This is a genomic window from Streptomyces sp. RKAG337, assembly GCF_023701715.1.
Lineage (GTDB): Bacteria > Actinomycetota > Actinomycetes > Streptomycetales > Streptomycetaceae > Actinacidiphila.
Map to the genome: position 1 here is coordinate 1659544 of NZ_JAJOZA010000001.1, position 21127 is coordinate 1680670.

A 21127-nucleotide genomic window follows, 5' to 3' on the forward strand; every position below is an offset into this window, starting at 1 on the left:
ACTCAATCGACACCCAACGTCACCCCGGATGAGGTGATCGTGGCAGTGGCCGATCAGGACCTGTTCCGGTCTGAAAGTCGCACATCACTCGTGCCAACACGTGTACTTCCCGTGATCATGACCAGCGGAAACATGGATTTTCCGGTCTTTTTTCGGGCGTAGTGATCACACAGGGTAGGCGGGACCGGAATTCCAGGTGTGATCAATCACACCAGCTTCCTGCGATTCACAGACCGCGAAATTACTCGCAAAGCGAACACGATCCGACCCTCACGAGGGGTTCCGCGGCCCTCGGAAGACCCTTCGGAAGACTTCGGCCGACCACGGCGGAGCTGTCACCGGGTCCGCCGCTGGGTCCCCCGCCGGGTCCGCGGTCAGAGCGGGATGACCACTCGCATGACCAGGCCACCGCCCTCCCTCGGCTCCGCCGAGATGAAGCCGCCGTGGGCGCGCGCCACGGAGCGCGCGATGGACAGCCCCAGGCCCACGCCCTTGTCGCTGCCCGTGCGCTCCGTACGGAGCCGGCGGAAGGGCTCGAAGAGGTTGTCCACCTCGTAGGCGGGCACCACCGGGCCGGTGTTCGTCACGATCAGCAGGGCCTGGCCGGCCTCGGTGCCGGTCGTCACCTCGACCCAGCCGTCCGCCGTGTTGTACCGGACCGCGTTCTGCACCAGGTTCAGCGCGATGCGCTCCAGCAGCACGCCGTTGCCCTGCACCACCGCGGGCCCGAGCTCGCTGCGCAGCTCCACGCCCTTGGCCTGCGCCTCGGAGCGGGTCTGGTCGAGGGCCTGGGAGGCCGCCTCCGCCACGTCCACCGGCTTGCGGTGCACGATCTCGTTGTCGCTGCGGGCGAGCAGCAGCAGGCCCTCCACGAGCTGCTCACTGCGCTCGTTGGTGGCCAGCAGGGTCTTGCCGAGCTGCTGGAGGTCGGCCGACGCATCCGGGTCGGCCAGCTGCACCTCCAGGAGCGTGCGGTTGATCGCCAGCGGCGTCCGCAGTTCGTGCGACGCGTTGGCCACGAAGCGGCGCTGCGCGTCGAAGGACCGCTCCAGCCGGTCGAGCATGTCGTCGAAGGTGTCGGCGAGCTCCTTGAGCTCGTCGTCCGGGCCGTCGAGCTCGATCCGGCGCTTGAGGTCGGAGCTGACCACGCCGCGCGCGGTGCGGGTGATCCTGCCCAGCGGGGAGAGCACCCGCCCGGCCATCACGTAGCCGAAGGCGAAGGCGACCACGGTCAGCCCTATGAGGGCCATCAGCGAGCGCCTGAGGAGCGTGTTGAGCGCCAGCTCGCGCTGGTTCTGCATACAGCTGCCGATGGCCCGGGTGAACTCGTCGGCGCTCCCCGAGGAAGGGAGCGCGCAGGACGAATTCCCGGACACCTGGCCGGTGATCAGCCGGAAGGGCAGCTCATTGCCCTGGTGCAGGGCCTGCGCGGCCAGCAGGTAGATGATCCACAGCAGCAGGACACCGGCGATCAGGAACATGCCGCCGTACAGGACGGTCAGGCGTATCCGGATCGTCGGCCGCAGCCAGGGCGGCGGGCTCTCGACCGGAATCGGTTCCCACCCGGGTTTCTGGGGAGCCGTGGACGGCGGCGGGGGCGGGGCGGCGGAAGTGGTCACCGCCATCAGATCCGGTATCCGGAGCCCGGCACGGTGACGATCACCGGGGGCTCGCCGAGCTTGCGGCGCAGCGTCATGACCGTCACCCGCACCACGTTCGTGAACGGGTCGGTGTTCTCGTCCCACGCCTTCTCCAGGAGCTGCTCGGCGGAGACCACCGAGCCCTCGCTGCGCATCAGCACCTCCAGCACCGCGAACTCCTTCGGCGCCAGATGCACCTCGGCGCCGTCCCGGAAGACCTCCCGGCGGTTGGGGTCGAGCTTGATGCCGGACCGCTCCAGGACCGGCGGCAGGGCCGTGGTCGTCCGGCGGCCCAGCGCGCGGACCCGCGCGGTCAGCTCGCTGAACGCGAAGGGCTTGGGGAGGTAGTCGTCGGCGCCCAGTTCCAGCCCTTCCACCCGGTCGCTCACATCGCCCGCGGCGGTGAGCATCAGCACCCGGGTCGGCATCCCCAGCCCGACGATCTGCCGGCAGACGTCGTCACCGTGGACGACCGGAAGGTCACGGTCGAGGACCACGACGTCGTAGTCGTTCACCCCGATCCGCTCCAGGGCGGCGCCACCGTCGTACACGACGTCGACGGCCATGGCCTCGCGGCGAAGTCCGGTGGCAACCGCATCGGCGAGCAGTTGCTCGTCCTCGACGACCAGTACGCGCAAGGCGCTTTCCTTCCATGAGCAGTACGAATGTCCTCCCATCCTGCACCGGACGGCCGTAAACCGGCGGTAAGTGGCGACCGGACCGGAATTCGTCGTCCGCTCAAGGTTTCCTCGTCGCCGGGCCCGGGGAGGACCCGTCGTACACCCACCAACCAAGCCCCGACGCGCATCCCGCCGCGCCGTTATGGGCTTTGACACACCCCGTGTCAACGACGACGACGAGGGGGCGCCAGCAGATGGACGCATTCACCACCGGAATCCTGCAGCGGATACACAGCACTGAATCCGACCTCCACCACGCCCGTGAGGCCGGCGACGAGTTCCTCGCCGAGGTCGAACAGAGCGAGCTCGACGATCTGCGGCGCCTGGCCGCGGAACATGGCGTGCACATCCAGTCCAAGGTCGCCTGACCGACCCTCCGACCCGGAACCCGACCCGGAACGGCAGCGCAGCGGCCGTCGGCCCGCCCCGGACACCTCCACGGTGCCGGGGCGTTCGCGTGCGCGGGCGGGGAAACGCGGGCGGGGACCGGACGGGCGTTCCGGCGGGGATCCGCCGGAGCACCCGCCGAAGGACACCGGCGCACCCCTGCCGCCCGCGGACGGCCGTCCCGGTCCGGGGTCAGTCGTGCCAGGCTCCCAGGTCCTCCAGCAGGCCCTGGAGCGCTTCGAAGAGGCCGGGTCCCGCGGCGACGGTCAGCTCGTTCGAGGGAGCCTGTCCGGGGCGCCCGCCGGTGCGGACGCCCGCCTCCCGGGCGAAGAGGGCGCCGGCCGCGAAGTCCCACGGATTGAGGCCGCGCTCGTAGTACGCGTCGAGCCGTCCGCAGCCCACGTCGCAGAGGTCGATGGCGGCCGATCCCCCGCGCCGGATGTCGCGCACCTTCGGCAGCAGGGTGCGCAGCACCTCGGCCTGCGTCACCCGGCGGTCCGTGAGGTAGCTGAAGCCGGTGCCGACCAGGGCGTGCGAGAACTCGGGCACCGGGCGCGGCCGGGCGGGGGTGTCGTTGACGAAGGCGCCCTGCCCGAGCACCGCCCGGTAGGTCTCGCCGCGCATGGGGGCCGCGACGACCCCCACCACCGTCTCGCCGTCCCGCTCGGCCGCGATGCTCACGGACCAGGAGGGCAGCCCGTACAGGTAGTTGACGGTGCCGTCGAGCGGATCGACGACCCAGCGCACCCCGCTGGTGCCCGGGCTCTCGGTGCCCTCCTCGCCGAGGAAACCGTCCTGGGGACGGTGCTTCGCGATGAGTTCGGTGATCAGCTTCTCGGCGGCGATGTCCATCTCGGTGACGACGTCGATCGGGCTCGACTTGGTGGCCGCCACCCCGAGGTCGGCGGGCCGGCCGGTGCGCAGCAGTTCGCCCGCCTTGTGGGCGGCTTCCAGCGCGATCTCCAGCAGTTCGGTGCTCACGGCTCTCCTCAGTCGGTGCCCGCGACAGCGGGCTGGGGGCTCCGGGACGGGCAGCAGCCCGCCGGGCAGACGTCGTGGCTCGAGCCGAGCGCGCCCAGCGCGCAGGGCCGCGGCGCCAGGCCGCGCTCCTTCGCCGCCCGCTCCAGGACCAGGTCGCGCACGGCGGCGGCGAACCGGGGGTCGGCGCCCACGGTCGCGGCCCGGGCGACCGGCAGCCCCAGCTCGGCGGCTTTGGCGGCCGCCTCGGTGTCGAGGTCGTACGTGACCTCCATGTGGTCGGAGACGAAGCCGATCGGGACCATGACGACCGCGGGCGCGCCGCTCTCGTGCTGCTCCACGAGGTGGTCGCAGATGTCCGGCTCCAGCCACGGGATGTGCGGGGCGCCGCTGCGCGACTGGTAGACGAGCCGCCACGGGTGCTCGGTGCCGGTCGCCTCCCGTACCGCGTCGGCGATCACCCGGGCGGTGTCCAGGTGCTGCGCCACGTAGGCGCCGCCGTTCCCGTGGCCCTCCACCGGGCCCGAGGTGTCGGCGGCGGCGGTCGGGATGGAGTGCGTGGTGAACGCCAGGTGGGCGCCGGCCCTGACCTCGGCGGGAAGTTCGCCGAGCGCGGTGAGGACCGCGTCGGTCATGGGTTCCACGAAGCCGGGGTGGTTGAAGTAGTGCCGCAGCTTGTCGACGCGCGGCACCGGCCGGCCCTCGGCCGCGAGCTCGGCGAGGGCGCCGGCCAGGTTCTCGCGGTACTGGCGGCAGCCGGAGTACGACGCGTAGGCGCTGGTGGCGAGCACCAGGATGCGGCGGTGCCCGTCGTCGGTCATCTCGCGCAGCGTGTCGACCAGGTAGGGCGCCCAGTTGCGGTTGCCCCAGTAGACCGGCAGGGCGACGCCGTGCTCGCCGAAGTCCTTGCGCAGCGCGTCGAGCAGCTCGCGGTTCTGCGCGTTGATCGGGCTGACCCCGCCGAACAGGAAGTAGTGCTGTCCGACCTCCTTCAGCCGCTCCCGGGGGATGCCCCGGCCCCGGGTGACGTTCTCCAGGAACGGGACGACGTCGTCGGGTCCCTCGGGGCCGCCGAAGGACAGCAGGAGCAGCGCGTCATAGGGCCCGGCCGCGGGACCGGCCTCGTTGTGATCGGACATGGGTCCGATCCTGCCACTGGTGCCCGGCGTCCAGAAAAGCGATTGCCCCGCCACGTAACCTGTGGAGGACAGTCACAAGCCTTACCGACGCCGGCGAAGACGCCGTGGAGTGCCCGTGTCCAGCCCGTATCGCGCGATCTTCGCAGCACCTGGAACCAAGGGTTTCTCGGCCGCCGGTTTCATCGGCCGGCTGCCGCTGTCGATGCTGGGCATCGGCATCGTGACGATGATCTCCCAGGTCACCGGCCGCTACGGGCTGGCGGGCGCGCTCTCCGCGACGCTCGCGATGTCCGGCGCCGTGATGGGCCCGCAGGTGTCGCGGCTCGTCGACCGCCACGGGCAGCGCCGCGTGCTGCGCCCGGCGGCGGCGGTCACCGTGCTGGCGGTGGCGGGCCTGCTGCTGTGCGTCGTGTGGGACACGCCGGACTGGACGCTCTTCGTCTTCGCCGTCATGGCGGGCGCCACCCCGAGCCTGGGCGCGATGGTCCGGGCCCGCTGGGCGGTGATCCACCACGGCACCCCCGCGATGCACACCGCGTACTCGTTCGAGTCGGTGGTCGACGAGGTCTGCTTCATCGTCGGCCCGATCCTGTCGATCGGGCTGTGCACCGTCTGGTTCCCCGAGGCCGGCCCGCTGCTCGCGGCGGTCTTCCTCGCGGTCGGCACGTTCCTGCTGACCGCTCAGCGCTCCACGGAACCGGTCCCGCACCCCACCGCCTCCCACGCGGGCGGCTCGGCGCTGCGCTCCCCCGGCCTCCAGGTGCTGGTGACCACCTTCGCCTGCACCGGCGCGATCTTCGGCTCGGTCGAGGTCACGACGGTGGCCTTCGCCGACGAGCTGGGCCACAAGGCCGCGGCCAGCCTGGTGCTCGCGGTGTACGCGTTCGGCTCCTGCGTCGCGGGACTGGCCTTCGGGCTGCTCCGGCTGAAAGGGCCCGCCTCCCGGGGCTTCCTGGTGGGTGTGTGCGTGATGGCTGTGAGTATGATCCCGCTCCTACTGGTCGGAAACTTGTGGTTCCTGGCCGTAGCGCTGTTCGTCGCGGGCCTGTCCATCGCACCGACGATGGTCATCACCATGGCCCTGGTCGAACAGCTGGTACCGCGTGCGAAGCTGACCGAAGGCATGACGTGGGTGAGCACAGGCATCACGGTCGGCGTGGCTCTCGGAGCCTCGGTGTCCGGGTGGGTGATCGACTCGTCGGGGGCGGAAGCGGCGTACGCGGTGCCGGCCGCCGCCGGGGCACTCGCCGTGGTGGTGGCAGTCCTGGGGTTCCGCCGGCTGCGGCCGGCGCCGGAGCAGGAGGGGCCGCGTACGTATGAGCACGACGAGCACGATGAACGGATCCGCCGAGAAGGTGTGGCGTAACTGGGCGGGGAACGTCACCTCCCAGCCGCAGCGCAGTGTGTCGCCGGCCTCGGTGGACGAGCTGTCCGCCGCCGTTCGCAGGGCAGCCGAGGACGGGCTGACGGCGAAGGCCGTGGGCACCGGGCACTCCTTCACCGCCGCGGCCGCCACCGGTGGGGTCCTCATCCGGCCGGACCGGCTGGCGGCGATCCGGGAGATCGACCGCGAGCGCGGCACGATCACCGTGGAGGCGGGGGTTCCGCTCCACCAGCTGAACGCGGCGCTGGCCGCCGAGGGCCTGTCGCTGACCAACATGGGCGACATCATGGAGCAGACGGTGGCGGGCGCCACCAGCACCGGCACCCATGGCACCGGCCGTGACTCGGGATCGATATCCGCCCAGATCAAGGGCTTGGAACTGGTGCTGGCCGACGGCTCGGTGCTGACCTGCTCGGCGGACGAGAACGCCGATGTCTTCGCGGCGGCCCGGCTCGGCCTCGGCGCCCTCGGGGTGATCAGCGCGATCACCTTCGCGGTCGAACCGCTGTTCCTGCTCACCGCCCGCGAGGAGCCGATGGGCTTCGACCGGGTCATGGCGGAGTTCGACCAGCTGACGACGGAGAACGAGCACTTCGAGTTCTACTGGTTCCCGCACACGGACAGCTGCAACACCAAGCGCAACAACCGCAGTCAGGGCCCGGCCGCCCCGCTCTCCCCCGTCAAGGGCTGGATCGACGACGAGCTGCTGTCCAACGGGCTGTTCCAGGCCGCCTGTTCGCTCGGCAGGGCCGCTCCCGGCACCATCCCCGGCATCGCGAAGGTCTCCAGCCGCGCGCTGTCGGCCCGCACGTACACCGACATCGCGTACAAGGTCTTCACCAGTCCGCGCCGGGTGCGGTTCGTGGAGATGGAGTACGCCGTGCCGCGCGAGGCGGCCGTCGGGGCGATCCGCGAGCTCAAGGCGATGGTCGAGTCCTCGGGGCTGCGGATCAGCTTCCCGGTGGAGGTGCGGATCGCGCCCGCCGACGACATCACCCTGTCCACCGCCTCCGGCCGCGACAGCGCGTACATCGCCGTCCACATGTACCGGGGCAGCCGCTACCAGGAGTACTTCACCGCGGCCGAGAAGATCATGACCGCGCACCAGGGCCGGCCGCACTGGGGCAAGGTGCACACCCGTGACGCGGAGTACTTCTCCGGGGTCTATCCGCGCTTCGGCGAGTTCACCGCCCTGCGCGACCGGCTGGACCCGCAACGGCTCTTCGCCAACGACTATCTGCGGCGCGTGCTCGGCGCGTAGGACCGGCCGAGGTCCCCGGCGCTCAGTTCTGCGTCCCGGCGCCCGCCGCGGCCCCCTGGGCGCCGCCCTGGGCGCCGGGAGACGCGGAGCCGCCCGTACCGCCCTTGCCGTCGTCCGAGGACCGGCTGGGGTCAGGGGTCGGCGGGGTGCTGGTGCTCGGGCTGCCGCTCGGTGACGGGGAACCGCTCGGGTCCGGCGTCGGCGAGCCGCTGCCGCTGCCGCTGCCGCTGCCCGAGGGGGTCGGCGACGGCGACGAGGACTCCGAAGGAGTCGTCGACGATCCGGGCGAGGGGGTGTCCCCTGAGGTGCCGGCCGGATCGGAGGCCGGGGCGCTCGGCCGGTCGGCCGGTCGGTGGTTCGAGCCGCCGTCGAAGACCGCCTTGACCGACGGCTCCGATCCGGTGGCCAGCTCGATCGAGGTGACGGTGCCCATCGCCAGCACGAAGACGACCACGGCGCCGATCGCCGACTTGCGCCAGCCGCGCTTGGTCGTGCCGTGCACGGTCGCCTCGCCGTACTCCCCGTCGGGCCTTTCGTCCTCGCCCGGTGGCGGCAGTTCCTCCAGCAGCCGGGTGGAGCCCGCCCCCGCCTCCGGGTCCGTCCCCGGGACGGAGACCGGCAGGTGCCGGGTGGACACCGTGCGGATCTGTTCGCCGGTGCGCCGGAAGAAGTGCTGGAAGACCGTGCCGCCCGCGGTGGCCACGATGCTGACCACGCCGGCGCCGATGATCGTCCCGTACACACCGAGCTGCGACGCCAGCAGCGCCGCGGTCACGGCCGCCAGCGCACTGCCCGCCACTTGGGGGACGCTCAGGTCCAGCCGTCCCCGCTGGGACGTTTCCTCGCGCTCGTCCTTTTCATCCATATCCATACCTGGGTAGCCGATCTCATCCTCCTTGCACAGAGAAGAGACATATGGGCGAAGGCAGTAGTTCCACTTGCGGACATTCTGTGAGCCTCGCCACTCAACTCCCTTGTCGCGGGAGAACTTCGGCGGCGCCGCAACCCACCCCAGTGGCCCGAATGGAGTACTGTGGCGAATCCTGGCTCCGGCTTCCCGTCCGGTTGCCCGGACCAACGGGAGGGGAGCCCGGAGGCGGTGCTCATCCCGGGGTGCCGCGTTTGGTCACTCTGAGTGGTCAACTGGTCACCGTCCCATAACGGCGAGTCACGGCACCTGCCCGACACGCCGGGTAACCCTGCAAGGTTGTGGCGTGCCGCACCTGGGCAGGCCACACTCGTCCAACGGGAGCAGCGACGCACGTGACGTCGGCAGGCACCACCCGGGAGGTTCCCATGCCCGAACTGCGTGTCGTGGCCGTCAGCAACGACGGCACACGACTGGTGCTCAAGGCTGCAGACAGCACGGAATACTCGCTCCCCATCGACGAGCGACTCCGGGCAGCGGTACGCAATGACCGTGCCCGCCTCGGTCAGATCGAGGTCGAGAGCCACCTGCGGCCACGGGACATCCAGGCACGGATACGAGCCGGAGCCTCGGCGGAAGAGGTGGCCCAGACCGCCGGTATCGCGGTGGAACGGGTGCGCCGCTTCGAGGGTCCGGTGCTCGCCGAGCGCGCCTTCATGGCCGAGCGGGCCAGGAAGACCCCGGTGCGGCGGCACGGCGAGAGCGCCGGACCGCAGCTCGGGGAAGCGGTCGCGGAGCGGCTGCTGCTGCGCGGCGCCGAGAAGGAGACCGTTCTCTGGGACTCCTGGCGTCGTGACGACGGCACCTGGGAGGTCCTGCTGGTCTACCGGGTGGCCGGTGAACCGCACTCCGCGAGCTGGACGTACGACCCGCCCCGGCGGCTCGTCCAGGCCGTGGACGACGAGGCACGGGCGCTGATCGGCGAGACCACCCAGCAGGAGACTCCGGAGACCCAGGACTCCAAGGAGCCGCCGAGCTTCCCCTTCGTACCGCGGATCGCCCGGCTGCCCAGGGACCGCCCGCTGGACCGGGCGCTCGACCGGCAGCTGGAACGCCCCGACCGGCCGCAGGAGCGCAGTGCCGAGCGTGCCGAGGAGGACCGGGACTCGCTCACCAGCCTGCTGGAGGCGGTGCCGAGCTTCCGCGGCGACATGGTCGTACCGTCACCGCCGTCCGCGCCGCCGGAGACCGCTCCGGCGGAGCAGCCGGAGGAGCCGGCGGCCGAGGAGGCCGCTCCGCCCGCGGCGAGCGCGGGTGCGGGTTCCGCCTACGCGGACGTCCTGATGCCGCGGGCCGTCGCGGGTCACCGTGACCGGCTGGTCGGCACCACGGACCGGCAGGCCGAGGCGGACGGTGTCCGGCCGGGACGCCGGGCGACGGTGCCCAGCTGGGACGAGATCGTCTTCGGCAGCCGCCGCAAGAAGCAGGAGTGACCGGCAGACATCGACGGTAAGGGGCGGCGCACCTGGTGCGCCGCCCCTTACCTGTCCGCCCCACCCCTGTCAGGGGCCCCGGTCCTGAGCCCCGGTTCGGGGGTCAGCCCGGCTGCGCGCCGGTGGCGACCGGACGGTCCGCGTCGGCCGTCCATTCGCTCCACGAACCCACGTACAGCGCGGCGGGGATGCCCGCGACCGCCAGCGCCAGCACCTCCTGCGCCGCCGAGACGCCCGAGCCGCAGTAGACGCCGACCTCGGCGGAGTCCTTGGCGCCCAGCTCCGCGAACCGGGCCGCCAGCACCTCGGCCGGCAGGAAGCGGCCGTCCGCCGCCAGGTTCTCCGTGGTCGGAGCGCTCACCGCGCCCGGAATGTGGCCGGCGACCGGGTCGATCGGCTCGACCTCGCCCCGGTACCGCTCGCCCGCCCGCGCGTCGAGCAGCAGTCCGCGCCGGGCCAGCGCCGCCGCGTCGTCGGCGGTCAGCAGCGGCGTCGATCCGACGGCGGGGGTGAAGTCACCGTGGACGGGATCCGCCGTTCCGGTCTCCAGCGGCTGCCCGGCGGCGGTCCACGCGGCCAGTCCGCCGTCCAGGACCCGGACCCGGGTGTGGCCCGTCCAGCGCAGCATCCACCAGGCGCGAGCGGCCCCCCAGCCCTGCGCGGCATCGTAGACGACGACGTCACGGTCGGCGCTGACGCCCGCCGCGCGCATCGCGGCGCCGAAGACCTCCGGGTCGGGCAGCGGGTGCCGGCCGCCCGCGCCGGGTTCGCCGGCCAGCTCGGATTCGAGGTCGACGTAGACCGCTCCGGGGATGTGACCCGCCTCGTACTCCGGACGGCCGGGAGGAGCACCGAGCCGGTAGCGGACGTCGAGGACGGTGGTCCGGCTCAGCTCGCTCGCGAGTTCGGCTGCAGCGATAATGGGTTCCATACGTCCATTGTGGGCCTCACACGTTGGACGTTCGACTGATCGCCGTCGCGCGGCCACCGTCTCGAAACGGAAGTCAAATACCAAAACGGGCACTATTCAGCACTTAGGGGTTGGATGCGGCGCGGCCGGGGCGCGCCGCGGGCCCGGTGGTGGAACCATCGACTTCGGCACCTCCCCCGAATGCCCCCCGCGCCGGCCCCGAGGAGAGAATTCAATGACCGAGGTACCGAGCCGGCGTCCCCCCGGCACGCCCTGCTGGGTCAGCTTGATGGCACACAATCTGGATGCGGCCCAGGAGTTCTACGGTGCCCTGTTCGGATGGGAGTTCCACGAGGGACCGCAGCACCTCGGCCCCTATGTCCGGGCCGAGCTGGGCGGGCGGCAGATCGCCGGGATCGGAGACGGCCCGAAGGACCGGCATCTGCCGGTCTCCTGGACCACGCTGCTGGCCTGCGACGACGCGGACGTCACCGCGGAGCTGATCCGGGAGTGCGGCGGCACGGTGGGCGTCGGCCCGCTGGACGCCGATCACGAGGGGCGGATGGCGGTGGCCGTCGACCCGTCGGGCGCGGTCTTCGGGATCTGGCAGGCCCAGCGCCACCCCGGCGCCGACGTCATCGGCGAGCCGGGCACGCTGGCCTGGAACGAGCTGGTGACGCGCGAGTCGTCGACCGTCGCGAAGTTCTACACCGATGTCTTCGGGTACGAGACGGAGCCCGAGGTGGCGGCGGACTTCGACTACCTCACCCTGCGGCTGAAGGGCCGTCCGGTGGCCGGGATCCACGGCGTCGGCCAGTCGCTGCCCCGTGACCGGGGCGCCCACTGGATGACGTACTTCGCCGTGGCGGACACCGACGCGGCGGCCCGCCGGGTGGTCGAGCTGGGCGGCCGGGTGCTGCAGCCGGCCCGGGACTCGGGCTACGGGCGGCTGGCGACGGTGGCCGACCCCGAGGGCGCCGTCTTCACCGTCATCGACGCGGCCCGCTGACCCCGTTCCGGTCGACGGCCTGGTCCACCGGCAGCACGTCCGGGGACAGCGTCGCGGCCTGAGCGCTCGCCGCCGTCATCCGCCGGGTGTGGTGACGGCGGCACAGCACCTCGTAACCCACTTCGCTGGCCGGGCGGTTGACGTCGCCGACGACGACCTGCGCGCCTTCGACGACCATCTGGCCGTCTATGGTGCGGGCGTTGTGGGTGGCGCGGGCCCCGCACCAGCACAGCGCCTCGACCTGCAGGACCTCGATGCGGTCGGCCATCTCGACGAGCCGCTGCGACCCGGGGAAGAGCTTGGTCCTGAAGTCGGTGGTGATGCCGAAGGCGAAGACGTCCAGGCCCAGGTCGTCGACGATCCGGGCGAGCTGGTCGATCTGGGCGGGCGCGAAGAACTGCGCCTCGTCGACCAGGACGTAGTCGGCACGGCCGCCGCCCGACAGGTGGGAGACCACATAGCCGTAGAAGTCGACGTCGTCGGCGGCCTCGATCGCCTTGGTGGACAGGCCCAGCCGGGAGGAGAGCACGCCCTCGCCCGCCCGGTCGTCGCGGGTGAAGATCATGCCCTGCAGCCCCCGTGTCGAGCGGTTGTGCTCGATCTGAAGAGCGAGGGTGCTCTTTCCGCAGTCCATCGTTCCGGAGAAGAACACGAGCTCGGGCATGAGGAGGGCGACGGCCTTTCAGGAGGCAGGACGGAGGAGGGGGCTGCGCTGCGGGTCAGGAACGTACTTCGAGCAGCGGCACCTGCTGCTCGACGGGGGTCATCGAGCCGTGCAGGCCGACCATCTGGGACTCCCCCGCCTCGGTGCGGCTCGCGATGACCGCGATGTCGTCGCGGGCCACGGCGATCACATCGCCGATCCGGCCGAGCACCCGTTCGTCGACGGGGTCGCCGGGGCGGCCGAACCAGCCCGCCGCGACGGCCTCTTCACGGGTGGCGACCCACATCTGTTCGCCGAGCACCTCGCTCCACACCGTGTACACGTCGGCGGCGGCACCCGGCACGGCGTAGACATGGCGGGCGCGGGCCTCGCCGCCGAGGACGGCGACGCCGGCGCTGAGTTCCCAGTCCTCGTCGAAGTCGATCCTGGACTCGTCGTCGAACGGGATGTCGATCATGCCGTGGTCGGCGGTGATGTACAGCGCGGAGCGCGGCGGGAGTTGCTCGGCCAGCCGCTGGGCGAGCCGGTCGACCATCATCAACTGGCCGCGCCAGGCGTCGGAGTCGACGCCGTGCCGGTGGCCCATGGAGTCCAGCTCGCTGTAGTACGTGTAGACGAGCGTCCGGTCGGCGGCGCCGAGCCGGTCGGCCGCCAGGTCCATCCGCTCGTCGCCGGTGAGCCGGCCGTGGAAGGTGCCGCCACTGAGCGCGATCTTCGTCAGCGGGGTGTGCTGGAAGTTCGGCGAGGACACCTGGCAGGTCGCGACCCCGGCGGCGTCGGCGAGCTGGAAGACGGTGGGGTACGGCTGCCACACGTGCGGATCGGTCCAGGGCTGCCAGCGCAGCTGGTTCATCAGCCGGCCGGAGGAGGGGTCCAGCACGGTGTAGCCGGCGAGCCCGTGGCGGGCCGGCGCCAGGCCGGTGCCGACCGAGGCGAGCGAGGTCGCGGTGGTGGACGGGAAGCCCGCGGTGAGCGGCTGCCCGGTGCCGCCGGTCGAGGTGTGCATCAGGGAGGCGAGAAAGGGCGCCTCCTCGGGGTGCGCGCGCAGCAGCTCCCAGCCCATGCCGTCGACCAGGAAGACGCAGACGCGGTCGGCGGGGGCCAGTTCGAGGCCGGTGGCGGGCATCCCGGGGACGGCGAGCCCGGCGGCCGCCGCGGGGAAGAGGTCGCAGAGCGAAGCGGTGCCGTAGAGCGGTGCCGGTGCGGTACGCGGATCCAGGGGCGCGGGGTCGTAGGCGGGTACGGCGTGCACCATCAGCGGTCGGCCGCCGTCGCCTCGGAGAGCGCCTGCGCGAAGGCCAGGGCCTGGCGTACCGCGTCGGGCCCGTCGCCGGCCTCGCTGACGCGCAGGGACAGGTCGTCGGCGGTCGAGGAGCCGGTGTAGCCGTGGTCGGCGTCGCAGTTGGGGTCGCCGCAGGCGGCGGGCTCCAGGTCCAGCCGGCTGACGGCGCCCCAGCCGATGGTCAGCACGACCTCGCGCGGCAGCGTGCCCGGTACGTACGCCTCGGGGTTGGCCACCACGCGGCTGACCACCACGGACGAGATCCGGCCGATCTTCACGGACTCGGTGGAGGTGGTCGCGTACGGGGTCGGGGACGTGTCGTCGGCGGCCTGCTCGTCGGTGTGGCTCACGATGAAGCGGTGGTCGGTGATGACCAGCACCGTCACATGCCGGCGCACCTCGTTCGCGTCGAACGTCGTCTCCTGATGGACCAGGTACGACGCCACCGGTTCGCCGCCCACCGCGGCCTCGACGGCCTCGGCCACCAGGGCCGGGTAGTAGCCGCTGCGCTCGATGGCCGTGCGCAGGCCCTGGGTCGTCATACCGGTCTTCGCCATGGGGTCCATCTTAAGGGCGGGTACCGCTCAGAAGGACGACAGTGCGCGTGGTCCGAGATCGGTTCTGGCGGGCGGCCGGTCGAGGCGGACGGACGCTCCCAGCACGGTGAGGCCGCGGGCCGCGACGACCACCGGCTCCAGGTCGACGGCGACCACTTCCGGGAGGTCGTCGACCAGCAGCGAGACCCGCAGCAGCAGCTCCTCCAGGGCCGCGGTGTCCACCGGTTCGCTGCCGCGCCAGCCGAAGAGCAGCGGGGCGGCCTTGATGGAGCGCACCAGTTCGGCGGCGTCCCGGTCGGTGGCCGGCACCAGTCGGTGCGAGGTGTCCCCCAGCAGCTCCGAGGGGGCTCCGGCCAGGCCGAACGAGAGCACGGCGCCGACCGCCGGGTCGACCGCGGCGCGGACGACGGTGTCCACCCCGCGCGGTGCCATCGCCTGCACCACCAGCAGCAGCTCCTCCGGCTTGCCGAGCCGCGCGGTCAGCTCCTCGTAGGCCCGCCGCAGATCGCCCTCGTCCGCGAGGTCGAGCCGGACCCCGCCGAGGTCGGCCCGGTGCCGCAGGTGCGGCGCCGTCGTCTTGAGCGCCACCGGGTAGCCGAGCCGCCCGGCGGCGGCCAGCGCGGCGCCGATCCCGGGCGCGGGCAGCGCGGACCGCACCGTGATCCCGTAACGCCCCAGAAGCGCGGCGGCGGCCGTGTCGTCGAGGACGACGCCGTGCTCGCCCTCCGTCTCCCCCGCGTCCAGCAGCCGCGCCACGTCGGCGGCGGCCGCGCTCTCCTCGATGTCGGTGAACTGCGGCACCCGGCCGGGTGTCTCGGCCTCGTGCCGCCACCGCGCGTACTCCACCGCCTCCGCCAGCGCCCGCACCACGCGGTCGGCGGCGGGATACGCGGGAATCCGCGCCTGCTCCGCCGGCTGCCCGGCGGGGTCCTCCGGGAGCGGGGCGCCCAGCCGGTCGGCCATGGTCTCCAGGGCGAGATGGGCGACCACGACGGGCTTGCCGGAGCCGGCCGCGGCCGCGCGCAGCGCCCGCGCGAGGGCCGGGTCGTCGCCGGACTCGGGGTCGGGGGCGTCCTCGCAGCCGACCCGGGGGATGGCGGTGACGACGACGGCGTCGCTGGCGTCGTCGGCCAGCGCCGCGGCGAGCGCGGTGCGGAAGTCGTCGGGCCCGGCCGACGTGGTGAGGTCGATCGGCGCGATCGGCCGCAGCCCGGCGGTCAGGGCCGCGTCGTAGGTGAGCAGCCCGAGGGAGTCGGAGTTGCCGAGGATCGCGACCCGGCCGCCGCGCGGGATGGGCTGGAAGGAGAGCAGCAGGCCCACGTCCAGGAGTTCGGTGACCGTGTCGACGCGGATCACCCCGGCCTGCCGGAAGAGCGCGGACACCGTGCTGTCCGGGATCCGTGTCGGGGACACGGCGTGCCCGGCCGGGGTGGTGCCGGAGTGCAGGGCGCCCTTGACGACCACGACCGGCTTGCTGGCGGCGGTCCGCTTGGCGAGCCGGGTGAACTTGCGCGGGTTGCCGAAGGATTCGAGGTACATCAGGACCGCGTCGGTGTCCGGGTCGTCCTGCCAGAACTGCAGCAGGTCGTTGCCGGAGACGTCGGCCCGGTTGCCCGCCGACACGAACGAGGAGAGGCCGGCGCCGCGCCGGTGCAGTCCGGACAGCAGTGCGATGCCGATCGCCCCGGACTGGGTGAACAGCCCGAGCCGTCCGGTGGCCGGGACCTCGGGCGAGAGCGAGGCGTTGAGGCGTACGCCCGCCGCGGTGTTGACGATGCCGAAGGCGTTGGGGCCGATGACCCGCATGCCGTACGAGCGGGCCTGGCGCACCAGTTCGCGCTGCCGCTCCCGGCCCTCGGGGCCGGATTCCGCGTATCCGGCGGTGACCACGACCAGCCCCTGGACGCCGTGTTCGCCGCAGGCCGCGACGGCGGCGGGCACGTTCTCGGCGGGCACCGCGATGATCGCCAGGTCGACCGGTTCGGGGATCCCGGCGACGTCGCGGTGCGCGCGGACGCCGTCGAGGGTGCTCTCCCCTTCGGGGAACGAGCGGTTGACGGCGTGCACCCGGCCGGTGAAGCCGCCAGCGACCAGGTTGCGCAGCAGGGTGCGGCCGACGCCGCCGGGCCGCCTGCTCGCGCCGATCACCGCCACCGACCGGGGGGTGAGCAGCCGCTGCACCGAACGGGCTTCGGCGCGGTGCTCGCGGGCCCGCATCACCTGGACCGACGCCTCGGTGGGCTCCAGGTCGAGTTCGAGGTGGACGACGCCGTCGGTGAAACTGCGCTGCTGGGTGTAGCCGGCGTCGGTGAAGACCTTGACCATCTTGCGGTTGGCGGGCAGCACTTCGGCGATGAAGCGCAGGATGCCGCGCTCGCGGGCGACCGCCCCGATGTGCTCCAGCAGCGCGGAGGCCACGCCGCGGCCCTGGTGGGAGTCCTGGACGAGGAACGCCACCTCGGCCCGGTAGGCGTCCCCGCTGGCCGGCCGGCCCTCCGCGTCGATGCGGTCGTAGCGGACGGTGGCGATGAACTCGTCGCCGATGGTGGCGGCCAGGCCCACCCGGTCGTCGTAGTCGTGGTGGGTGAAGCGGTGCACGTCGCGGTCGGAGAGCCGGGGGTACGGCGCGAAGAAGCGGTAGTACTTCGACTCGTCGGAGACCTGCTCGTAGAAGTCCACCAGCCGCTGGGCGTCGCCTGGCCCGATGGGCCGGATGTGCGCGATGCCGCCGTCGCGCAGGACGACGTCCGCTTCCCAGTGCACCGGATACGGGCGGGGGGCCGGAGTCGTCATGGGGCCAGGGTATGCGGACCGGTGTCCGGGCGCGCCCCGCTGACCGGGCCGGTGTGCGGGCCGGTGTCCGGGCTGGTGTCCAGGCGGCCGACCGGGCGGCTGACCGGGTGCGCCCGGCTAGCGTGGGGTCGTCGCAGCGGGCAGGCTGAACCGCGTCGAGGTGCCTGAGCAGTCTTCTGCCCGTGCGAGACTGGTCTAGACAACAGGAACGACCTGAAGGGCTACACCATGGTTGAGCGCCGTGTCACCGTCGGCTGGGCCGAGGGCCTGCACGCCCGCCCCGCTTCACTCTTCGTCCGCGCGGTGACCGCCGCCGGCGTCCCGGTGACGATCGCGAAGGCGGACGGCAACGCCGTCAACGCCGCCTCGATGCTGGCCGTGCTCGGCCTGGGCGCGCAGGGCGGCGAGCCGATCGTGCTCGCGTCGGAGGCCGATGGCGCCGACGCCGCGCTCGACCGGCTGGCCAAGCTGGTCTCCGAGGGTCTCGAGGAACTCCCCGAAGCCGTCTGAGCCCATGGGCGCAGGCCCGTGCAGGAATTCGGCGGGGCCGCGTTGTCCGAATGGATAACGCGGCCCCGCCTTTCTTTATTCAGGGCCACGGTATTTCTGCCCACTTGTATACGGCGCCATTGTTAATTCCGCCGCCGCGCGGCGTATACAGGGTGTTTCGGAGTCCTCACCGAGACCGCGCGCTCCACATGCCCGGCCGAGATCCTGCGGGCCCGTTCCGCGTCGCCGCGGGCCACGGCGTCGACTATCGCGCCGTGCTCCTCCCAGGACTCCACCGCCCGGCCGGGGTCCCCCTCCCCGTACACCCAGGCGATCTTGTGCCGCAGCTGGGTGAGCAGCGCGGCCAGCGTGGGGCTGCCGGAGGCCTGGGCGAGCGTCTCGTGGAACCAGCCGTTCAGGGACGGCAGATCCGACAGCTGGCCCTGCTGGGAACGTTCCTGACCCAGCCGCACCAGCCCGCGCAACACCTTGAGGTGGGCGTCCGTGCGCCGCTGCGCGGCCCTGGCGGCCCCCAGCGGCTCCAGCAGGCCGCGGATCTCCAGCAGGTCGGCCGCCTCCTGCTCCGTCGGCTCGGCGACGGAGGCGCCCGCGTGCCGGCGGGTACGGACGAACCCCTCCGACTCCAGGGTCCGCAGCGCCTCGCGCACCGGGACCCGGGAGACCCCGTAACGCCTCGCCAGCAGTTCCTCGGTCAGCCGGCTGCCCGGCGGATAGAAACCGCCGACGATGTCGTCACGGATCGCGGTGCACACGACCTGTGCGGAGATACGACGCCCCGCGCCGTCCGTCCCGTTCACATCCGATTCCGCATCGCCGGTCTCCATTCTTTTCCCCGTATTCTTCGGCGACTCTATTCCAGCACAACCAGGATTCCGACCGCAGTCCAGAATTCATGGATTATTTTTGGACAGCACGAAGGCCCCGGCGGGGAGCCGGGGCCTTCGAGGGGGACGGGGGTGCTGGTCTCCGGTGGATCAGATGGAGACGCCGTGCGAGCGGAGGTACGCCACGGGGTCGATGTCCGAACCGTAGTCGGGCGTGGTGCGGGCCTCGAAGTGCACGTGCGGTCCGGTGACGTTGCCGGTCGCGCCGGACAGGCCGATCTGCTGACCGGTGGTGACGGTCTCGCCGACCGACACGCTGAGCGAGGACATGTGGGCGCACAGCGTGTAGATGCCGTCGCTGTGCCGGATCACGACGTTGTTGCCGTACGCCGAGTCGAAGCCCGCGGTGACGACGGTGCCGGCGCCCACGGCGTGGACCGGGGTGCCGGTGGACGCGGTGAAGTCGACGCCGGTGTGGTAGCCGGAGGCCCACATGGAGCCGGGGACCTTGTAGCCGGTGCCGATGCCGCTGTCGACGGGCAGCACGAAGGAGTTGAGCTTCTTGCGCTCCTCCTCGGCACGGGCGGCGCGGGCCTCGGCGGCACGCTCGGCCTTGATCCTCGCCTCGGCCGCGGCCTTCTTCTTGGCGGCTGCGGCGGCCTGGGCCACGCGCCTGGCCTCATCGGCCTTGCGCTTGGCCTCGGCGGCCACACGCTTGGTCTCGTCGGCCGCCTTGTGCTGGGCGGCGGCCTGGGCGGCGAGGGAGTTGGTGAGGCTGTCCGAGGTGTCGAGGGCGCGAGCGAACGACGTGTCCTCGATGGTGTTGGGAACGACGGCGCGTTCCGGCGTGGAGAGCGCGGTGGCCGCGGTGGCGCCGAAGGTGCCGGCCGCGGTCAGAACGGCGACGCCGGCCAGGGTGGTCCCGGTGCGGAGTGCGGCACGACGGGGACGGCGGTGCTTCCCGCTGGGCGCGGGCAGAACAGTGAACGCCATGGGTGCGGCGAGATCCTTTCCTTCCTTCTCGCCTACCGGGTTAGCTGACGGGTTCGGAGCAGGAAGGTCTCCTACGGGCCGCCTCGTGGTGCGGACGGCCCGATTCACCCCAGGGACGTGGGTCCCCGGCTCCCCAGGCTCGCGCCAGACGGGGACTCGGCGATCACTGCCCGGTTGCCGCTGGACGCGGCGGATGGTGACGGACAGCAGAGCAGGACGCTAATCGGACCGTGTCGGTTACGGCAAACAGATCAGGTGATTTGTTGCGTTCGCCACAAGGGAGGTTTGCGGGCCGATAAAGATCGAAAAGCCCGGAACCCCGGCGCCCCAAGGGGTGCGCCAGGGTTCCGCCGCCCATCGGCCGGCGCGCGGCCGAAGCCGGTCAGCCGGCCGCGATGACCTTCACGGGGCCGAGTCCCAGCTCTGTGACGGGCCCCTCGATCGCCGAGGCGTCGCCCACGAGGACGACGACCATGCGGTCCAGCGGGAAGGCACTGACCACCGCGGCGGTCGCCTCCACGGTGCCGGTCCGCGCCAGCCGCGCGTACATCTGGGCCTGGAAGTCGTCCGGCAGGAACTGCTCGACCTGGTCGGCGAGCGTGCCGGCGACGGCCGCGGCCGTCTCGTAGCGCAGCGGAGCCACTCCGACGAGGTTCTGCACGGCGACATCGCGCTCGTCGTCGGTCAGCCCCTCGGCCGCCAGGGTGCGGACGACCTGCCAGGCGTCGGCGAGCGCGGGTCCGGTGACCTCGGTGGCCACCGAGCCGCTGATGGCGAGCAGCGAGGCGCCCGTCCCCTCCGGGGTGGACAGCAGCACCTGGCCGAACGCCCGCACGCCGTACGTGTAGCCCTTCTCCTCGCGCAGCACCCGGTCCAGCCGGGACGTCAGGGTGCCGCCCAGGCAGTACGTGCCGAGCACCTGGGCCGCCCAGACCGGGTCGTGCCGGTCGGAGCCGGTACGGCCGATCAGCAGCTGGGTCTGTACCGCGCCCGGCCGGTCCACGATCACCACGCGCGCGGTGTCGTCGGCGGTGATCTGCGGCAGCGGGCGGGGCTCCGCGGTCGAGCCGGTCCATTCGCCGAGCGTCTCGTCCAGCAGCGCGACCAGGTCGATGCCGGTCAGGTCACCGACGACGACGGCCGTGGTGGTGGCGGGCCGCACATGCGCGTCGTAGAACGCCCGGACGGCCGCGGCGTCGATCCTCGCCACCGTCTGCTCGGTGCCCTGGCGCGGGCGGGAGCAGCGCAGATCGGCGGGGAACAGCTCCGCGGAGAGCGCCATGGAGGCGCGGCGGGCCGGGTTGGCCAGCTCGTGCGGGATCTCGTCGAGCCGGTTGTTGACCAGCCGCTCGACCTCGCCGTCGGGGAACGCGGGGGCGCGCAGGGCGTCCGCGAGCAGCCCGAGGGCCTTGTCCAGCCGGGAGGCCGGGACCTCCAGCGAGACCCGGACGCCCGGGTGGTCGGCGTGCGCGTCGAGCGTGGCGCCGCAGCGCTCCAGCTCGGCGGCGAACTCCTCCGCGGTGAGCTTGTCGGTGCCCTCGGAGAACGCGCGGGCCATGATCGTGGCCACCCCGTCCAGGCCCTCGGGTTCGGCGTCCAGCGGCGCCGAGAGCAGCACCTCCACCGCCACGACCTGCTGGCCGGGGCGGTGGCTGGTGAGCACGGTCAGCCCGTTGCCGAGCGTCGACCGGTCGGGGGCCGGGAAGGCCCACGGCTTGGGGGCGCCCGGCTGCGGCTGGGGGTGGAACGTCATGG

19 protein-coding genes and 1 riboswitch are annotated in these 21127 nt (G+C 72.3%); of the genes, 6 read left to right on the forward strand and 13 right to left on the reverse strand.

Translation table 11 applies throughout. From position 1 onward, the window contains the following. Positions 1-374 precede the first annotated feature (374 nt). The gene (locus tag LNW73_RS07325; protein ID WP_250989385.1) at positions 375-1625 is read right to left on the reverse strand and encodes a sensor histidine kinase; all 1251 of its coding nucleotides are present in this window, start codon (positions 1623-1625) and stop codon (positions 375-377) included. Beyond that, positions 1625-2278 carry a response regulator transcription factor gene (locus LNW73_RS07330; RefSeq protein WP_138357505.1) on the reverse strand — a complete coding sequence of 218 codons (654 nt, stop codon included), beginning with the start codon at positions 2276-2278 and terminating at the stop codon, positions 1625-1627. Before LNW73_RS07330 ends, LNW73_RS07325 begins: the two co-directional genes overlap by 1 nt. 236 nt (positions 2279-2514) lie before the next feature. Between LNW73_RS07330 and LNW73_RS07335 the strand changes: the two genes are divergently transcribed. After that, on the forward strand, positions 2515-2688 hold the full coding sequence (locus LNW73_RS07335) for a hypothetical protein (RefSeq protein WP_250978115.1): 174 nt from the start codon (positions 2515-2517) through the stop codon (positions 2686-2688). 211 nt (positions 2689-2899) lie between these two features. Here LNW73_RS07335 and LNW73_RS07340 read toward each other — a convergent pair whose 3' ends face one another. Both LNW73_RS07340 and LNW73_RS07345 read right to left on the reverse strand, forming a co-directional pair. Beyond that, positions 2900-3688 (reverse strand): inositol monophosphatase family protein, encoded by a 789-nt coding sequence (locus LNW73_RS07340; RefSeq protein ID WP_374118052.1) that lies wholly within the window; start codon positions 3686-3688, stop codon positions 2900-2902. A gap of 8 nt (positions 3689-3696) precedes the next feature. Beyond that, on the reverse strand, positions 3697-4824 hold the full coding sequence (locus tag LNW73_RS07345) for a ferrochelatase (RefSeq protein ID WP_250989386.1): 1128 nt from the start codon (positions 4822-4824) through the stop codon (positions 3697-3699). Positions 4825-4939: 115 nt separating this feature from the next. Between LNW73_RS07345 and LNW73_RS07350 the strand changes: the two genes are divergently transcribed. Continuing rightward, positions 4940-6190, forward strand: coding sequence for an MFS transporter (locus LNW73_RS07350; protein WP_250989387.1), 1251 nt, complete (start codon positions 4940-4942; stop codon positions 6188-6190). After that, complete coding sequence (locus LNW73_RS07355) at positions 6141-7469, forward strand: D-arabinono-1,4-lactone oxidase (protein ID WP_250989388.1); 1329 nt, start codon at positions 6141-6143, stop codon at positions 7467-7469. Before LNW73_RS07350 ends, LNW73_RS07355 begins: the two co-directional genes overlap by 50 nt. A 22-nt stretch (positions 7470-7491) precedes the next feature. Here the strand turns inward: LNW73_RS07355 and LNW73_RS07360 are convergent, their stop codons facing one another. Beyond that, positions 7492-8334: a hypothetical protein gene (locus LNW73_RS07360; RefSeq protein ID WP_250989389.1), complete on the reverse strand. Its 843-nt coding sequence runs from the start codon at positions 8332-8334 to the stop codon at positions 7492-7494. Positions 8335-8765: 431 nt separating this feature from the next. On the opposite strand from LNW73_RS07360, the gene sepH reads away from it, so the two are divergent. Continuing rightward, entirely contained in the window at positions 8766-9830 is a 1065-nt protein-coding gene (gene sepH / locus LNW73_RS07365) for a septation protein SepH (protein WP_250989390.1), read from the forward strand. Positions 9831-9933: 103 nt separating this feature from the next. Here sepH and LNW73_RS07370 read toward each other — a convergent pair whose 3' ends face one another. Continuing rightward, a complete protein-coding gene (locus LNW73_RS07370; protein ID WP_250978108.1) occupies positions 9934-10761 on the reverse strand; it encodes a sulfurtransferase in 828 nt (275 codons plus the stop codon). Positions 10762-10975: 214 nt separating this feature from the next. Between LNW73_RS07370 and LNW73_RS07375 the strand changes: the two genes are divergently transcribed. Beyond that, on the forward strand, positions 10976-11749 hold the full coding sequence (locus LNW73_RS07375) for a VOC family protein (protein WP_250989391.1): 774 nt from the start codon (positions 10976-10978) through the stop codon (positions 11747-11749). Here LNW73_RS07375 and LNW73_RS07380 read toward each other — a convergent pair. The 4 genes from LNW73_RS07380 to LNW73_RS07395 are packed head-to-tail and all read right to left on the reverse strand — an operon-like array spanning position 11730 to position 17045. Then, complete coding sequence (locus LNW73_RS07380) at positions 11730-12413, reverse strand: thymidine kinase (RefSeq protein ID WP_138357497.1); 684 nt, start codon at positions 12411-12413, stop codon at positions 11730-11732. The two genes, LNW73_RS07375 and LNW73_RS07380, sit on opposite strands and share 20 nt — an antisense overlap. 55 nt (positions 12414-12468) lie before the next feature. Further along, entirely contained in the window at positions 12469-13668 is a 1200-nt protein-coding gene (locus tag LNW73_RS07385; RefSeq protein ID WP_250989392.1) for an alkaline phosphatase family protein, read from the reverse strand. Beyond that, positions 13668-14252 (reverse strand): DUF5998 family protein, encoded by a 585-nt coding sequence (locus LNW73_RS07390; protein WP_138357495.1) that lies wholly within the window; start codon positions 14250-14252, stop codon positions 13668-13670. The genes LNW73_RS07385 and LNW73_RS07390 overlap by 1 nt, the downstream gene beginning before the upstream one ends. A 27-nt stretch (positions 14253-14279) precedes the next feature. After that, on the reverse strand, positions 14280-17045 hold the full coding sequence (locus LNW73_RS07395) for a bifunctional acetate--CoA ligase family protein/GNAT family N-acetyltransferase (RefSeq protein WP_250989393.1): 2766 nt from the start codon (positions 17043-17045) through the stop codon (positions 14280-14282). A gap of 228 nt (positions 17046-17273) precedes the next feature. Between LNW73_RS07395 and LNW73_RS07400 the strand changes: the two genes are divergently transcribed. Further along, the gene (locus tag LNW73_RS07400; protein WP_138357493.1) at positions 17274-17555 is read left to right on the forward strand and encodes an HPr family phosphocarrier protein; all 282 of its coding nucleotides are present in this window, start codon (positions 17274-17276) and stop codon (positions 17553-17555) included. A 122-nt stretch (positions 17556-17677) separates the two neighbouring features. Here the strand turns inward: LNW73_RS07400 and LNW73_RS07405 are convergent, their stop codons facing one another. The 3 genes from LNW73_RS07405 to LNW73_RS07415 form a co-directional block, all read right to left on the reverse strand. After that, on the reverse strand, positions 17678-18379 hold the full coding sequence (locus tag LNW73_RS07405) for a GntR family transcriptional regulator (protein WP_250978104.1): 702 nt from the start codon (positions 18377-18379) through the stop codon (positions 17678-17680). A gap of 150 nt (positions 18380-18529) precedes the next feature. Continuing rightward, a complete protein-coding gene (locus tag LNW73_RS07410; RefSeq protein WP_250989394.1) occupies positions 18530-19372 on the reverse strand; it encodes a M23 family metallopeptidase in 843 nt (280 codons plus the stop codon). Positions 19373-19387: 15 nt separating this feature from the next. After that, positions 19388-19544, reverse strand: a riboswitch (cyclic di-AMP (ydaO/yuaA leader). Positions 19545-19754: 210 nt separating this feature from the next. Next, entirely contained in the window at positions 19755-21125 is a 1371-nt protein-coding gene (locus LNW73_RS07415) for a M16 family metallopeptidase (protein WP_285370810.1), read from the reverse strand. Positions 21126-21127: the final 2 nt, after the last annotated feature.

Coding starts and splice junctions, on each gene's coding strand:
- LNW73_RS07325 (WP_250989385.1), bottom strand. CDS start 1,625: ATGGCGGTGACCACTTCCGCCGCCCCGCCCCCGCCGCCGTCCACGGCT.
- LNW73_RS07335 (WP_250978115.1), top strand. CDS start 2,515: ATGGACGCATTCACCACCGGAATCCTGCAGCGGATACACAGCACTGAA.
- LNW73_RS07345 (WP_250989386.1), bottom strand. CDS start 4,824: ATGTCCGATCACAACGAGGCCGGTCCCGCGGCCGGGCCCTATGACGCG.
- LNW73_RS07355 (WP_250989388.1), top strand. CDS start 6,141: ATGAGCACGACGAGCACGATGAACGGATCCGCCGAGAAGGTGTGGCGT.
- LNW73_RS07360 (WP_250989389.1), bottom strand. CDS start 8,334: ATGGATGAAAAGGACGAGCGCGAGGAAACGTCCCAGCGGGGACGGCTG.
- sepH (WP_250989390.1), top strand. CDS start 8,766: ATGCCCGAACTGCGTGTCGTGGCCGTCAGCAACGACGGCACACGACTG.
- LNW73_RS07370 (WP_250978108.1), bottom strand. CDS start 10,761: ATGGAACCCATTATCGCTGCAGCCGAACTCGCGAGCGAGCTGAGCCGG.
- LNW73_RS07375 (WP_250989391.1), top strand. CDS start 10,976: ATGACCGAGGTACCGAGCCGGCGTCCCCCCGGCACGCCCTGCTGGGTC.
- LNW73_RS07380 (WP_138357497.1), bottom strand. CDS start 12,413: ATGCCCGAGCTCGTGTTCTTCTCCGGAACGATGGACTGCGGAAAGAGC.
- LNW73_RS07385 (WP_250989392.1), bottom strand. CDS start 13,668: ATGGTGCACGCCGTACCCGCCTACGACCCCGCGCCCCTGGATCCGCGT.
- LNW73_RS07390 (WP_138357495.1), bottom strand. CDS start 14,252: ATGGCGAAGACCGGTATGACGACCCAGGGCCTGCGCACGGCCATCGAG.
- LNW73_RS07395 (WP_250989393.1), bottom strand. CDS start 17,045: ATGACGACTCCGGCCCCCCGCCCGTATCCGGTGCACTGGGAAGCGGAC.
- LNW73_RS07400 (WP_138357493.1), top strand. CDS start 17,274: ATGGTTGAGCGCCGTGTCACCGTCGGCTGGGCCGAGGGCCTGCACGCC.
- LNW73_RS07405 (WP_250978104.1), bottom strand. CDS start 18,379: ATGGAGACCGGCGATGCGGAATCGGATGTGAACGGGACGGACGGCGCG.
- LNW73_RS07410 (WP_250989394.1), bottom strand. CDS start 19,372: ATGGCGTTCACTGTTCTGCCCGCGCCCAGCGGGAAGCACCGCCGTCCC.
- LNW73_RS07415 (WP_285370810.1), bottom strand. CDS start 21,125: ATGACGTTCCACCCCCAGCCGCAGCCGGGCGCCCCCAAGCCGTGGGCC.